This is a genomic window from [Clostridium] celerecrescens 18A, from assembly GCF_002797975.1.
Taxonomy (GTDB): Bacteria; Bacillota; Clostridia; order Lachnospirales; family Lachnospiraceae; genus Lacrimispora; species Lacrimispora celerecrescens.
The window spans coordinates 2,074,259-2,090,327 of the sequence record NZ_PGET01000001.1; the positions used below are offsets into that span (position 1 = coordinate 2,074,259).

10 protein-coding genes are annotated in these 16,069 nt (G+C 42.6%); 1 reads left to right on the forward strand and 9 read right to left on the reverse strand.

Translation table 11 applies throughout. From position 1 onward, the window contains the following. The first annotated feature begins 4 nt into the window (after nt 1-4). Nucleotides 5-1,195 (forward strand): MFS transporter, encoded by a 1,191-nt coding sequence (locus tag H171_RS09740; RefSeq protein ID WP_100304958.1) that lies wholly within the window; start codon nt 5-7, stop codon nt 1,193-1,195. Nucleotides 1,196-1,231: 36 nt separating this feature from the next. On the opposite strand, the gene H171_RS09745 is transcribed toward H171_RS09740, so the two are convergent. The 9 genes from H171_RS09745 to H171_RS09785 all read right to left on the reverse strand — a co-directional run bounded on the left by H171_RS09745 (nt 1,232) and on the right by H171_RS09785 (nt 15,772). Beyond that, nucleotides 1,232-2,056, reverse strand: a complete 825-nt coding sequence (locus tag H171_RS09745) for a MerR family transcriptional regulator (RefSeq protein ID WP_100304959.1) — start codon at nt 2,054-2,056, stop codon at nt 1,232-1,234. A 511-nt stretch (nt 2,057-2,567) separates the two neighbouring features. After that, the gene (locus tag H171_RS09750; RefSeq protein ID WP_100304960.1) at nt 2,568-4,529 is read right to left on the reverse strand and encodes an ATP-dependent DNA helicase; all 1,962 of its coding nucleotides are present in this window, start codon (nt 4,527-4,529) and stop codon (nt 2,568-2,570) included. 126 nt (nt 4,530-4,655) lie between these two features. Then, on the reverse strand, nt 4,656-6,053 hold the full coding sequence (gene rlmD, locus H171_RS09755; RefSeq protein WP_100304961.1) for a 23S rRNA (uracil(1939)-C(5))-methyltransferase RlmD: 1,398 nt from the start codon (nt 6,051-6,053) through the stop codon (nt 4,656-4,658). Between the two features lie 169 nt (nt 6,054-6,222). Beyond that, the gene (locus H171_RS09760; RefSeq protein WP_025232686.1) at nt 6,223-6,516 is read right to left on the reverse strand and encodes a hypothetical protein; all 294 of its coding nucleotides are present in this window, start codon (nt 6,514-6,516) and stop codon (nt 6,223-6,225) included. A 216-nt stretch (nt 6,517-6,732) separates the two neighbouring features. Next, nucleotides 6,733-9,021: a DNA helicase PcrA gene (gene pcrA / locus H171_RS09765; protein WP_100304962.1), complete on the reverse strand. Its 2,289-nt coding sequence runs from the start codon at nt 9,019-9,021 to the stop codon at nt 6,733-6,735. A 202-nt stretch (nt 9,022-9,223) separates the two neighbouring features. Then, nucleotides 9,224-10,084 (reverse strand): patatin-like phospholipase family protein, encoded by an 861-nt coding sequence (locus tag H171_RS09770; RefSeq protein ID WP_100304963.1) that lies wholly within the window; start codon nt 10,082-10,084, stop codon nt 9,224-9,226. 224 nt (nt 10,085-10,308) lie between these two features. Then, nucleotides 10,309-12,084: an ABC transporter ATP-binding protein gene (locus tag H171_RS09775; protein WP_100304964.1), complete on the reverse strand. Its 1,776-nt coding sequence runs from the start codon at nt 12,082-12,084 to the stop codon at nt 10,309-10,311. After that, nucleotides 12,060-13,802 (reverse strand): ABC transporter ATP-binding protein, encoded by a 1,743-nt coding sequence (locus H171_RS09780; RefSeq protein ID WP_100304965.1) that lies wholly within the window; start codon nt 13,800-13,802, stop codon nt 12,060-12,062. Before H171_RS09780 ends, H171_RS09775 begins: the two co-directional genes overlap by 25 nt. A gap of 482 nt (nt 13,803-14,284) precedes the next feature. Continuing rightward, nucleotides 14,285-15,772, reverse strand: coding sequence for an aldehyde dehydrogenase family protein (locus tag H171_RS09785; protein ID WP_100304966.1), 1,488 nt, complete (start codon nt 15,770-15,772; stop codon nt 14,285-14,287). Between the last annotated feature and the right edge of the window lie 297 nt (nt 15,773-16,069).

Genomic DNA, 16,069 nt, shown 5'->3' on the forward strand with positions numbered 1-16,069 from the left:
ACGAATGAAAATATGGTCGAAAGAATCTTGGCAGTATAAACTCACGGCGTATATGTTGAGCCAAGGAATATCCCTACTTGGTTCATCGGTTGTATCGTTAGCAATTATCTGGTATGTCACGCTGGGAACTGGCTCTGGTAGTTTGGTTGCAGGTGTTACCATCACAACTTTTCTGCCACAGGCTGTGGTAATGTTATATGGTGGCATACTTGCCGACCGTCACCCACCTAAGCGTATTGTGATTTTAAGCGACTCTATGATAGCTATTTCCACTTTTATACTGGCTATTTTGTTTATTACTGGTATAGATAATATAGGCTGGGTGTTTTTCTTTAATGTTTTACGTTCTTTTGGAACAGGCATCCAACTTCCTTCTTCAAAGAGTATATTGCCACAGATTGTTCCAAAGGATCAATTGATAAAAGCAAACAGTATCAATACCGGTGTGTGGAGTGTCATTCAATTGATATCGCCGGGGCTTGGCGGCCTTGTTATGAGCCTTATGGATATGGAGTATGTGTTTTTAATTGATGTAGTGACTGCTGTAATCAGTATTATTATTTTAGCTACCATCATCGTGCCATCGGCCGAAATACAGCAATGCAATGAAAATACACGAGAGGAGCTAGTGCAAGGTTTTCGTTACATCATGAATTCTAGTGCATTGCGCAATGCAATACTATTATACACCATATTTCAGTTCTTGGTCGTTCCGGCTTCACAGCTTACACCACTGTTAGCATCTAAAAATGTGGGTGGTGAAGTTTGGGTACTCAGCGTGATAGAAACAGCGTTTTCAATCGGCGCACTGTCAGCAAGTCTTTTTATGGCGTATAGAGAGCTAAAAGTTCCCCATTTCAAACTCATCGGGTTGTCCTCTATTGTTTTTGGAATGACAATGCTCCTGTTATTGCCTGCACGAGGTATTCTGCTGTTTGCAGCAATGATGTTCCTAATGGGAATCGGCAGTCCTTTGTATTACACACCGCTTATCACTCACATACAAGAGAGTACCGAGGACTCTTATATGGGTCGTACCTTTTCATATGTAGATTTATTGTCTTCACTTGCAACACCACTTGGCATGATGATATTTGGTCCTTTAGCTAATGTCAGTATCCTTCTACCTTTTGTAATTCCAGGTATTGCACTAATCTCATTGGGCATTTGGGTTCGAAAGAAAATGCAAAAATAATAGGGCTTGCCCTAAGGGGCAGCCCATCTTTTCAAATCATACTTCAATTAGCGGGATTTGTATCTCTGTTAGGTATTCTTCTGGGTTATCAGTATCCTCATGGTCGATAATTGTGACCTGACGAGACGGACTTCCCATAGTATATGGGTGGATTTTGTCAAGCCAATCTGCAAAAGAATAGTAAGCACCTGCAATATTTTCATATGGACCATAAACCATCATGCAAGCCATTTTATCAATATTTTCAAGCATGCGATAAGTAAAAGCTCCTTTGCTCTTGCCTAACCGCTTCACAATAAGGCATACTTCAATATCAACACCTGAGTCCATGTGTTCATCGTCGTGATAAATTGCAACATTGTTTTGACTGCTTCTATCAAACTCAATATGCTCTTGATGGACAAAATCCATAAGTTCACTCCAAAGTTTACCTTCATCAAAATGACTATCAACCTTACGGCGAAGCGATATAACAGGATATGAAGGTATGGATTTTATAGTTACATTATAATATTGGTCAAATTTGTCCGTCTCAATATGTGCGATAGCAGAACGAATCTGTTCAATACGCTTTTTCTCCATTTCAATAACTTCTTCAATATCTCGAATTTTGTTATTAAGGCTTTGCATTAGATATGTATCATTCCAGTTTTGCAATAACTGCGTAGTTTCAGCTACTCCAAAATTAAGGTCTCTCAGTAGTACAATTTTTTGCAACCCCGGCACCTGATCCGCAGAGTACAGCCGATAGCCAGTCGCTGGGTCTATATAAGATGGTTTAAGCAGTCCTTGATTATCATAATAGCGCAGCATTCTTACAGAAACGTGCGTCAATTTTGAGAAATCACCTATTTTTAGCATTTGTTCACCCCTCTCGTTATTAGTATACGATTTGTTTTTTTATACTTCAAGTCACAAAATGTAAAATATAAGTCCTGACATTGGCTCGGTATCAGGGCTTAAAGATGAAAATAAGACAAAAGGAGAGGGTTATATGCCGCCTATACAGTTCCCATAGGATTTTTTGATAAGTATCAAAGCTTAAAGCAATGCCAAACTATGAACTCGCTGACAATGGGCAATTTGATGTCATTGAGGAACATTTAAACCCTTGGAAATTTCCATGCATTCTCTTTCGCAGACTCAACAGCCTCTTCCACAATCTCAACGCCAATGACTTTTTAGCAACTGGTACAAGTATCTGTGCAATTTACCTGTTGTGCTATATAAATCAAAGATTAGCTTATCTTTATCTCACCAAATATTCTCTGGCCATAGAATAAAGTACCTCTGCATTTCTTCTTGACTCGAAGTCACAAGATTTACTAACATTTTTAGATCTAGTACTATTAAGTTTCTCTTCAAACACATCTCATTCCAGCCCTTCTATCCCCCTAATTTCCGCTCCAAAAGGCAATGCCCCCATCACAACTTTTTCCCAAGGTGTTCCTATAACAGAATCTAAGACAACGATTGCTCCTTTATCTTCCTCTGTTCTAATTAACCGTCCACATCCTTGTTTTAATTTAAGTCCCATCTCAGGATAATCAACTGTTATGACGGGATCTAATCCTTGTTCTCTTGCCTCTTTACGTTGTACTTCAATGAGAGGATCTAGAACTGGGAAAGGCAGCTGCCAGACGATTAGCAAGGTTAATGCATCACCTGGTACATTGATTCCTTCCCAAAAATTTGCACCAATCAATACCGAGAATTCCTCCTCTTTAAACCTTCGTACAAGATGCCCTCTCTCCCCTTTATCTTCCCATAGAATATCAAATGGAAATTGATATCCTTCCAATCTCTTTCTGATTTTACGAACTTCCTCCATCGAATTGGTAAGTACGAGAGCCCGTCCCTCATTATTATTTAATAGGGATACTAACTTTTCAATGCCGTGGGTAGACTTTTCTTCTAAACTGTGTGAAGACTGTGGTAAGTAGACAACAACCTGTTTTTCTAAATCAAAAGGACTTTCCACCGTAGATTTGGAAGGTTCCTTTAATCCAAGCGTTCGTATAAAATAATCAAAATCGCCTTCATTACTTAACGTTGCTGAGGTAAATATCACTGGTAATTCCTTCTGAAATAAATGTCGGTTTAACATCTCATTTAAATTCCTAGGAACAACCCAAAAACTACCATCCCCTCTATCAATCCAAGCTATCATATCTGTACTATTATTTCTACTAAATCTGTCTAGTGCCATTATGGCTCTTTCAATTTGCCCTTCATATGCTTGTATTTGGTTTGCGGATAATGACTCTGTATATAGTTCTTGCTCAATCTGCATCTCTAGATGAAGGTGATCTAATGTCTTTCGAAATACTTTAGCCGTCTTTTGCAACGTATCATTCATCCGAATGGATATTCTTTCTGAGCTTTCTGCTATTATCACAGATCTATTTAATTTTTCAAAAAAGTCATAAGAAGCCTGTTCCATCGCAGCTGTTGCTGAAACCAATGAATCTCTTGCTCCCTGTATTTCCCCAAGGGTGAAGACAATATTGTCAATCTCCTCCTTGCTTATTTGTTGTCCTGCTTGCATGGCTGCTGGTAGCAGTATTTTATGCCCTTCATCGAGAATAACTGCAGAATAATTTGGAAGTATCGGCAATTGTCCATTCGCTAATCGTTCTTCCCTTGTCCATAAGTCATTAAAAAACGTTTCATGATCTACAATAATTAAATCTCTCGCAAGTCTATAATATTCTCTTGCCTTAACAAGTTTGCAATATCCACGGTTCATGCAAATATCACACGACATAGATTCATTCCAACCAATCCTCTTCCAAATATGATCTGGTACGGTAGATATTTCTGAACGTTCACCTAATTTTGTTTTATTTAACCACTGATTAATCTCATCCGACATCATATCAAATTCTTCCAAATTTTCATTTACTCGAACATCGCATATATACTGACGTGAGTCTTTTGCCATCCTAGCATCTATCTCTAATCCAAGTAACCTAGAAAGGGTTTTAATATCCCCCGAGTCACCAGCAAGTTGTTCTTGAAGTGCTGTACTAGCACATGCAATCACTACAGGTTTTCCACTAAACCTAGCATAGGGAATTGCTGATAATAAATAAGCGAATGTTTTGCCTGTTCCAAGTCCTGCTTCCGCTAAGTGAACTTTTTTGCTGCAAACAGCATCAGCTATCTGAAAAGCTGTAAATATTTGTTCGTCCCGAACTTCGTATCCAAGCTCAGGAAGGATATCATACAAAACGTCACCAATCCATTCAACTAATTTAACTTGAAAATCTTCTCTATTACTATAATCAAAGGGTACTTTTACCCTTGTGTTAATTGTACACAATGCACACATGTTTCTTTTTCTCCTATAAAGCTAAACTTATACCTTTTTGTATTAATACCCGCTTTAACAAACTTAATCCTCTATCCCCCCTGTTAAAAGGAGATAGAGGATTATTTATTTTAAATAAAAACACACCTACATATCCTGCCCAAAATTCCGAATCCCTTTGACTTCCTGGGCTTTCCACTCAAGCAGAACCACTGTTTCCACGTTCGCCGTCGAAGGAAACATATCCACGCAACAAACCTTCTCCACCCGATACCCTCTCTCTTGAAGAACAACCAAATCTCTCACCAAACTAGTCGGCTTACAAGAAACATAAACCATCCTGTCCACGCCAAAATCAATAATCTTCCCCAACGCCTTCGGATGAATCCCATCTCTCGGCGGATCCAAAATAATCAAATCCGGCTTATCTTTCAACTCATCAATTATCTTAAGTACATCCCCGTCAATAAATTCACAATTCTCAAGACCATTCAGTCCTGCATTCTCTCTTGCCGCTTCCACCGCCTCTTTAACAATTTCTACGCCCACAACCTTTTTGGCCACTGGAGCAATGATCTGAGCAATGGTACCCGTTCCGCTATATAAATCAAAGACAACCTTATCCTTAGTCTCCCCTACATATCCTCTGACCGTCTCATACAGTACTTCCGCCCCAAGGGAATTGGTCTGGAAGAAAGAAAACGGTGAAATTTTGAACTTCAGCCCTAAAAGCTCCTCATAAAAATAATCCTGTCCATATAAAATATCTGTCCTGTCACTCTTAACCACATCCGCCAGACTGTCGTTTAAAATATGAAGAATGCCCACAATCTTACCATTTAAAGAAAGTCCCAGCAACAGGTCCGTCAGTGGCTTCAAATCCACCTCTTCCTGCGTCGTGGTAACCAGGGCCACCAGGATCTCACCGGTCTTAACGGCCCGGCGCACCAAAAGATGACGCAGATATCCCGTATGCTGCATCTTCTTATAAAAACCGGTTCCCAATTGTTCGAAATACTCCTTAACCGCCTTCAAGATGTCACAAAAATCCGGATTGACGATCTTACATTCCGTAGTCGTCACCACGTCATAAAAACTTCCCCTTTTATGCATTCCCAAAGCCAAGGGGCCATCCTTATATTCATCCCCAAAGGAGAACTCCATTTTATTCCGGTATTCCGCTTCCACAGGACTTGGCCGAATTCCCTCAAATTCATAATCCTCACAAACTCCGTCTATAAGGTCCTTTACCTGCTGCTCTTTGATCTTAAGCTGCTCCGCATAGGGAATTGTCTGATAAACACAGCCCCCGCAGCTTCCAAAATGAGGACATGGATTCTCTGCCGATTCCAGGCTTGAATGCTCCAATACCTCAAGAATCCGCCCCTCACAGCGTCCTCCTCTTTTTTTATTTATCATAACCCGTACCTTCTGGCCGGGAAGTGCATGCTTTATTGCAATCTTCCCTTCCGGAAGTTCAATGACTCCCTTGTCAGGAAAATCAAATCTTCCAATCGTACCTTCGTATATCTCGCCCTTTTTCACTATGCGTGCTCCTCTTCTATCTTTATTTCTACAAGCTGTGAGCCTGTGCAGGAATTTTTCCATTCCCGCATCTGACAAATGCCGCAGGCTATATGATTTTTCTAATTTCAATCGAGCAAAAAAGCGTGTCTCACTATCTGAGGCACGCTCTCTCTTTATAATGCCGATCCTACTCTTCAGAACCTTCGCCCGGTTTGTCATCTTCAAAGAAATCATCGTCGAAATCATCATCAAAATCGTCTTCGAAATCTTCTAAATAGTCCGGTGTGAAGAAACGGTATACGGTATAGGCAATTCCTGCCACCGCCGCCACTGCACCTATGATAGCCAGTATCCAGAGGATACAGTTTTTCTTCTTTTCTTCCTGTTCCCTTCTATGAAGCAATTCATTTACTCTGCTTGAGTTCATAAGATCTTCCAGCTTACTCATGGCTTCTTTACTCATTGCATCAAATCTGTTCATAACTCCACGTCCTTTCTGAGAGCCTTGCTATTTTATGCCCATTTTTCAGGGCAGAACCCACCACTCTTTATTGGGTGCAAAGGGATGCCTGTAAGGCATTTCCTTTATATCTTCCGGCTAAGTTTTAGTCTCTCTGCCTGTCGCAGTTATTATACCATTATATTGATTCTTTTACTATCATTTTTGCTTTTTTTTAATAAATTATGTATTTTTAGATCAAACTCGTACAAGTTTCAGCTTTGCAAAGGAAGCAAACATTTTTTTGATGCCTGCCTGATCAAATTGGACTGTTACCTCAAAATCCCTTCCGCCGTCTTTGATTTCCAATACCTCGCCTTCCCCAAACTTTACATGGCTGACACGGTCCCCTTCTTTATAATTTAAAGAAGCTGATTTTTCTACAGTAAATGCTTTGCCAAAACCGGGGGTTGACACAGGCGTTGCGGTTTTTGATGCATAGGAGTTGTTTCCAGGTCCAAAACTGCTGACACCCGCCGTCCGGCCGGATGACTTCGCTCTTCCCCATGGGAGACCGCTGTCATCGTAATCAAGCGTACGAGAGGCAGACAGTCTTGGTTCCAGCTTATCTGAATCCAAAAGCACATCAGGAATTTCATCAATGAATCGGCTGACCTTGGAATATCTGGTTTCTCCATTTACCATACGCTGTCTCGCCGCCGTCATCATCAGAAAATTCTGAGCTCTGGTGATTCCCACATAGCAAAGACGGCGTTCTTCTTCCACATCTTCCTTATCATCTGAGGATATGGACATCATGCTTGGGAACAGCCCGTCTTCCATGCCGCTTAAATACACTCTTGGAAACTCAAGCCCTTTGGCGCTGTGAAGAGTCATAAGGGTTACTCTGTTTTCCGAATCATCCATCCGGTCCACATCAGCTACCAAGGCTACCTCTTCCAGAAACTCACTTAAATTGGGATGCTCATGCTCCCCTTCAAAGCTGACCGCCTTATTGATCAACTCTTCAATATTTTCCAGACGTGTCTGGTACTCGATTTCACCTTCTGACTCTAATTCCTTCTGATAACCGGTTTCATCAAGTACATCTTCGACCAGTTCATGGATCGAATACGTTTCTTCTTCAAGCCTTCCCCGGAAATCCTCGATCTGTTCGGTAAACTTAAGAACCTTCTCCGCCGTTTTTCCAAGTCCTGGCACAGCCTTTGCACGGCAGAATGCATCATAAATGGAAAATCCATGTTCAGAAGCAAAAGCCTGCACTTTTCCCAGACTGGTTGCTCCAATTCCCCTCTTGGGCACATTGATGATTCTTAAAGAGGCTAAATCATCCTGTGCGTTTGCAATGGTCTTTAAATAGGCCAGTACATCCTTAATCTCTTTTCTCTGATAGAAATTTACGCCTCCCACCATACGGTACGGAACATTATGTTGAAGGCATTTTTCTTCAATCAGACGGGACTGGGCATTGGTCCTGTAAAGGACAGCACAGTCCTGATAGTCAGAAGAGCTGTTTAAAATGTCCCGGACAATGGCATCTGCCTCTTCCGAGGCGTTATCAAACTGCTTAAACTGTACCAGAGGACCTTCCTCATTGGCAGTCCACAAAGTTTTATCCTTTCGTCCCCGGTTATGGCGGATCACCTCATTGGCTGCATTTAAAATGCTCTGGCTGGACCGGTAGTTCTGTTCCAGCTTAATCACCTTTGCCCCTGGATAAGCCTTTTCAAAGTTTAGGATATTTTCAATGTTAGCGCCGCGGAATTTATAGATGGACTGGTCGTCATCTCCAACAACACAGAGATTTCTGTATTTTCCTGCCAGCAGGCTTATGAGCTTAAACTGGGCCGTATTGGTATCCTGATACTCATCTACCATAATGTATTTAAAACGTTCCTGATAATAATCCAGGATTTCCGGATTGTTCTGGAACAGCTGCACGGTTTTCATGATTAAGTCATCAAAGTCCAGGGCATTGTTCTTTTTTAGCTGGCTCTGATATTCTTTATATATCTGCGCCACTTTTTTCTGCCTGAAATCACCGCCGGCATTCAGTTCAAATTCCTGGGCCGTCACAAGCTCGTTCTTTGCCGTGGAAATAAATCCAAGCATCGCCCGGTCCTTGTAGATCTTGGGATCCATATCAAGGCCTTTTAACACATGGCGCATCAGAGTTTTCTGGTCATCGGAATCATATATGGTGAAATTCGTCGTATAACCAAGGCTTTCAATATGCCGCCTGAGAATGCGCACGCAGGATGAATGAAAGGTGGATACCCAGATGCTGTCCGCACCAAAGCCCACCAGACGGTCTACACGCTCCCGCATCTCACCCGCCGCTTTATTGGTAAAAGTGATGGCCAGGATATTCCATGGATTGATGCTTTTTTCTTCTATTAAATAGGCAATGCGGTGTGTAAGAACCCTGGTTTTACCGGACCCGGCTCCTGCCAGCACAAGAAGCGGTCCGTCCGTATGGAGTACCGCTTCCTTTTGCATTGGATTCAATGTATCATAAATGCTCATAAATTATACCATACTTTCCTTTCCTCTTTTATGCCCATCTTCCTAGGGCATAAAGGTATGCCTGTAAGACTTTCCTCTTTCATACCCGTTTTTCAGGTCATAAAGGTATGCCTGTAAGAGGTATGCCTGTAAGGTGTTCCCACTTTACTGCCCTTCTTTCAAGGGCATAAAGGTATGCCTGCAAGGTGTTTCTCTTTCATTCTTACTCTTCAATCTCTAAATACTTTTTCAGCTTCCCCATATGTTCTTCCGCCAGACGCCGCCCATCTCCGTACAGGGCCTCCAGCTTTCGCTTATCTTTTTCAGTTCTTTGAACAGTAACGTGCTTATCCGGGCGGATGACATAGATTCTTCCCTCTTCTTCCAGCCGGTCAATCTCCTCCTGCATCCGGTTATACCGGTCCGGGACCTCATTTAAAACTTTCATTAGCTCAGGCAGAGGGGCAAAATAGCGTTCATACCCTTTTTTTGTCCACTTGTCAAGCTGAGGTTTCCGATATCCGTGCTCCCTGGTAAGAATTACAACGATCTTATCATATCCCAGATCAATGGCTCTCTGATATGCAACGGACATGGAGCAGCCCCCATCCAGATACTTTTTTCCATTTATCGGGATCATGCTGGATAAAATAGGAAGACTGCTGGAGGCCTTTACAGCACTGATAAAATCTTCGCAGGAACTCTTTTCAAAATATTCCGGCTTACCTGTCTTACAGCGGGTGGCAACCACCTCAAAGGTCTGTTGGGACTTTCTAAAAGTATCATAATCAAAGGGAACCAGTGTATCGCACAATTCCCCAAACAGGAAATCAAAATTAAAAATGGAGCGGTTTTTTACCATATTCCGAAAGCTTAAAAACCGTTTATCATTGACGTAATCCAAATCCACTTTAATGGTACGGCCGATCTGTTTGCTTACATAGCTCATGCCGCACATAGAACCGGCTGATACTCCGTTCACATAGGACATCTCAATTCCCTGTTCCATGAATACATCCAAAACCCCGGCCGTAAATACGCCCCTTAGGGAACCCCCTTCTAAAACCAATGCTCCTTCTGTCATCTTATATCACCTCGCCTTCTATTCTATTGCATTTCGACCGTCCGGTCAATCTTTTTTCCAAACCATGGCATTTTTGAAAGCTCATTGCATTAATCCGTACGCCCCACTTTGTGGTATATCTGCCCCCTGAATCCGTTGGCACAGTGAACTGCAACACCTTTAATTGGAACAAATCTCCCACAAAGTATGCGCACATCTTGAAATAAGCAGTTTCCAGATACGCCTTATGAAAACTGGCTCTGATAGAGTTTATAGTATGCGCCTTTCTGTTCCATCAGTTCCTCATGGCTTCCGGCCTCCATGATATTTCCCTGATCAATAACAAATATACGGTCAGCCTTGCGGATCGTAGAAAGGCGGTGGGCAATGACAAAGGAAGTCCTGCCCCGCAAAAGGGCATCGATACCCTGCTGTACCAAAAGCTCGGTATGGGTATCAATGCTGGAAGTAGCCTCATCAAGGATCAAAATCCCAGGCATTGACACCATGGTTCTTGCAAATGCCAGAAGCTGCCTCTGTCCGATGGAAAGACCTGCCCCTCTCTCGCTGATCACCGAATCATATCCGTTTTCCAGCTTCATGATAAATTCATGGGCATTGACTGCTTTGGCTGCCTCTATCACCTCGGCATCAGACGCATCCAAACGTCCGTATTTGATATTGTCCCGTATGGTTCCGGAAAACAGGAAATTATCCTGGGTCATGATTCCCATCTGACTTCTTAAGCTATTTAAGGTCACTTCTTTTATTTCGTGTCCGTCAACAAAAATTTTTCCGCCGGTTGTTTCATAAAAACGGCTGATCAGATTTACAATGGTGGTCTTTCCTGCGCCTGTTGGTCCTACTAACGCAATGGTTTCTCCAGGCTTGACGGTAAAATTAACGTCATCAAGAATCAGCCGGTCCGGCTCATCTCCATAAGCAAAGGATACATTCTCAAAAACCACCTCACCCTTAATTTCCGGTAAGACATTAGCACCCTCCTGATCTGTAATTTCCGCTTCCGTATCGATGATATCAAAAATACGTTCAGCTGCGGAAATATTGGTGGTCAGTTTATTATAAAAGTTAGCCAGATTCCGGATCGGACTCCAAAACATAGCGATATAGGTTGAAAACGCAAGAAATGTACCGATTCCTATATTTTCCACTCCAACAATCCGGATTCCTATAAAATACAGCAGGAAACCGCCCAGTCCCCAGGTCACTTCTACCAGAGGGCCGAAGCCATCCGCTACAATAACCGCATCCATGAAGGATTTATAATGCTGGTTAACCAGGTCATGAAATACCTCTTTTGTCTCCGGTTCTGCCGCAAAGCTCTGTATGATCCGGATGCCGGATAAATCTTCATGTACATAAGCATTTAAATTTGATGTTTTTTTGCGGTAGATCTGCCACCTTCTATGTACCGTGGTCTCAATCAGAAACATGCCAACAGCCAATATGGGAAGTGTCAGCAGTGCCGCCATTGCCAAGCGGTAATTCTTTATCAGCATGATGACCGCTACACAGACGACTGTAATCAGATCCGGTATCAACTGAGTCACGCTGTCTGACAACACATCCTTTAAGGCATTTACATCTCCAATAATTCTCGCAAGTATCTTACCCGTCGGCCGGCTGTCAAAAAAGCCAAAACCAAGGGTCTGAATATGCTTATAAAGTTCTTCCCTGATATTCAAAAGCACACGGTTGGATACGTCCGCCATAAGGCGCATGCGCATCTTGGTGCCCGCAAGGAATAAAAGGAAGAGCACGATTGCACCAGATCCCAGCCATATAAGGCCTGCCATATCCTTATTAGCCACACAGGAATTAATGGCATATTCCATCATAAGGGGTGCTGACATACTGATGGCTATAGTTCCTGCCATGATAAAAAGAACGATAACGATCTCCTTTTTAAAATCCAGGAGATATCGATACAGGCGAAGCAGAGTGTCCTTTTTAAAAACTTCCTTCTGATCTTCATCTATTCTGCTTGAATTGACTGCCATTTCATCTCCTCCTCTCCATACTGTACCTGATAGGTTTTATAATACTGACCACGCATTTCCATAAGCTCCTCATGGGTTCCCCGTTCCACGATCCGTCCTTCATCTAAGATCAGGATCTCATCGGCACGGCGCACTGCTGAAATACGGTGGGCGATAATGATTTTCGAACTGTCCTTTAATTCTGTAAGATGGGCCTCGATCTCTTTCTCTGTCTCCATATCAAGAGCCGAGGTGGAATCATCAAGGATTAACAGAGGCGTTTCTTTTGCAATGGCTCTGGCTATGCTGATCCTCTGCTTCTGTCCCCCGGAAAGTCCGACTCCCCGCTCCCCGATTACCGTATCATACTGCTCAGAAAGCTTCTGAATGAAGCCGTGGGCTCCCGCCGAAATGGAGGCCTGCTGCACGCTTTCCCATTCCGTTGCATCTTTATTTCCAGTCTTTATATTTTCCGTAATACTGTCTGAAAAGAGGAATACATCCTGCATTACCACCGATACCTGCCCCCTTAGAAATGATAAGGGCAGATCCTTTACATTGATCCCGTCTAAAAGGATTTCTCCCTTTGTTACGTCATAGAAACGCTCGATCAAATTGACAATGGAACTTTTTCCGGAGCCGGTGACTCCCATAATGCCAAGGGTTTTCCCCTTTGTTAAGGTAAAATCAATGTCGCTTAAAATACTCTTTCCATCCAGTTCAAAGTCCACATGCTGAAAGGCCAGTTCTCCCTGGACCGTCTCCGGCTGGACCGGGCTTTCCGGATTGCGTATGACCGGCTGCTCCTCCATGATCTTTTTGATCTTTTTGTTGGAGGCCACCGCTGCTGCAATATCATTACTAAGCCAGCCCACCATTTCCATCGGCCAGATAATGTTATTGGCATACTCGGAAAATGCCCCCAGATCTCCTATTGTCATCTTATCGTTAATGACCAGAATACCTCCTACAACAATAACTGCCATTAAAAGAACCTTGGATAAAAAGGATATGTTAGGCTGGTAACGGACGATCAGTTTGGCCTGCTTCATGTTTAAATCGTAATACCGCTTATTGTGTTTCCTGAATTTCTCGATCTCGTAACCTTCTCTTGCAAAGGCTTTAACGGTACGGACCCCGGCCAGATTCTCCTGCGCAACCGTATTTAATTCGGCGGTCTGCTCACTGATCTTATCGTAAACCTCTCCCAGACCGTTTTCCATCTTGACCGCATACCAGGCGATCAGAGGGAGAATTACCAGCGGAATCAGTGTTAGACTGGGACTTAGACGGTACATACAGACAATAACAATGACCGTGTGAATAGAACATTCTAAGACCAGCATTCCCACAAATCCGAAAGCGTTCCAGATTCGTTCTGCGTCATCCTTGATTCTGGCCATCAATTCTCCTGTATTGTGGCTGTCAAAATATCCCATGGAAAGGGTCTGGATGTGGTCAAATAAATCCTTCCTTAAACTGCATCCGATCCCGGATGCGGCATAGTCAAATATAAATTCCTTTGTGTACTGAAGTACCGCTCTTCCAAGTCCGATTCCCACAAGCCCTAAAAGCAGCCTCATGAGAATCTGCATCTCTCCCCCCACAATAACATCATCAATAATATGCTTTGTGATCTGGGGAGCCGTTGCATCCAAAAGGATGCTGACGACCATAGCCACAATCGCCAAAACATACAGTAAACTGTACTTCTTTCCATACTTCCATAGATTTTTCATACTTTTCCTCCTTTATTTACTGCAAGCATGAATGGGTATAACCCTTATATGTAAAAAAAACCGAAAAAAACTGCATAGTGCGGTCTTTTTCGGTAAATTGCAAAAAAATAGCCGCAGTCAATTCAGACTGCGGTTTAAAACTCATTGAAGCAGCTCCTGATTAGAGCCGTCACTCATCCCTTGATAACAATTATCATGAGATTCTATCTTCACTGAGGCAGACTGAATTAATATAAAATAATTTTTCTATTCTATTCATTCCAATTGCATAATAATTACGTTTCATAGTATCTGCCTCCTTTTCTTAGAATTTTTGGTATTAATTGTACAATTACTAGAATACTGCCAATTTTTTATTTTGTCAAGTAATATATCACATTTCTTTATCTATTACATTTCTTCGTTCCGGTCTATGCCTTTTCCCATGCAAAAAGCGGCTTTGGAGCTGTGTACTCCAAAACCGCTTTCTGCCTACTCTTTCTTTATTTAACCGGATAAAAACCTGAAGGAGATTCATTTAAATTAATCATGATATTCTTTGTCTGGGTGTAGTGTTCCAGAATGACCTTATGTGTCTCACGGCCGATTCCTGAGGTCTTGTATCCGCCGAAAGGGGCTCCCTCAGGAATGGAATTATAGGTATTAACCCAAATACGTCCGGTCTCCACCGCTCTGGCAACCCGAATTGCCCTATTGATGTCTCTGGTCCATACTGCTCCGCCCAGTCCGTACTGGTTGTCATTGGCCATAGCGACAACCTCATCCTCAGTCTTAAACTTAATAATACATGCCACAGGACCGAAGATCTCTTCTTGTGCCACCCTCATGTCGTTTGTCACATTGCCAAGGAGTGTTGGCCTTAAAAAAGCTCCGTTTTCCAGTCCGCCCTCCAGAATCTGCTCTCCGCCACAAAGTACAGCAGCTCCTTCCGATTTTCCTATCTCTATGTAGCTTAAAATTTCTTTCATATGCCCTTTGCTGATCTGACTTCCCATCTGGGTATTTTCATCCCACGGAAGGCCGACCTTTACCTGGTTAAACCGTCTAACCGCTTCTTCCACAAACTTGTCGTAAATACTTTCCTGCACAAAGACCCTGGAGCCCGCACAGCACACCTGGCCCTGGTTAAAGAGAATACCCAGTTGTAAACCATCCATGGCCATCTCCCAATTACAGTCCTCAAAGAAAATATTGGCTGATTTGCCGCCTAGCTCCAAAGTAGCCGGAATCAGCTTTTCCGCTGCTGCAAGGGCTACGTTCTTTCCTACTTCCGTTGAGCCGGTAAATGCCAGCTTCCGGAAACCTTCATGTTCCAAAATATACTGCCCGGACTTGGAACCTGCTCCGGTAATAACATTTAACACCCCTGCCGGGATCACATCCTGGATCAGCCCTGCCAGCTCCAGAACGCTGAGAGAAGTGGTGCTGGAGGTCTTAAAGACTGAACAGCAGCCGCTTGCCAGTACCGGTGCCAGCTTCCAGGCTGCCATCAGGAAAGGAAAATTCCAAGGAACGATTTGCCCAACTACGCCGATAGGCTCTTTGAGGATCAGGCTTCGGGTATTTTCTCCCAGCATATTAGCACTGCCCTCTTCCGCAAGAATGCAGCCTGCAAAATAGCGGAAATGCTGAGCTGCAAGAGGAATATCGACCGCCATTGTTTCCCTTATGGGTTTCCCGTTGTCCATAGTTTCCACCATGGCAAGATGTTCCCTATTTGCATCTATGATATCCGCAATCTTATTCAGAATGGCAGCTCTCTGATTTACTGGTACATGCTTCCAGGTTTCAAAAGCCTTCCATGCTTCCCGGACCGCCTCATCAACGTCTTCCTTTGTTGCTTCGGCGCACTCAGTCAGCACCCTCCCATCGGCCGGACAGATACTTGGAAATGTTTTTCCATCGGAAGCATCCTTCCACTGTCCGCCTATGAATAACTGATATTTCTTTTGAAGCTCTACGTTCTGCATAATTTTTCTCCTCTCCTTTTATTCTCTTTGGTTCCGATATTTTTATTTATGTATCCATTATACCCCCGAAGTTTAATCTGTCAATTTAAATATTTTTTTAACATTATTGATATTTAATTATCTTTATATGTCTATTTTTTAACATTATGCAATAATTTTGCTTATTAAGCAAACTTTTCAGCCCCCTATCTTTTTGTAGATTCACTTTATCTATACAGATGAATTTTTTTATCCGGATCTGATTTGATTAATTTGATAATTTGATATCTTTTTCACATTTTAGTTCCTTTTCAGCAT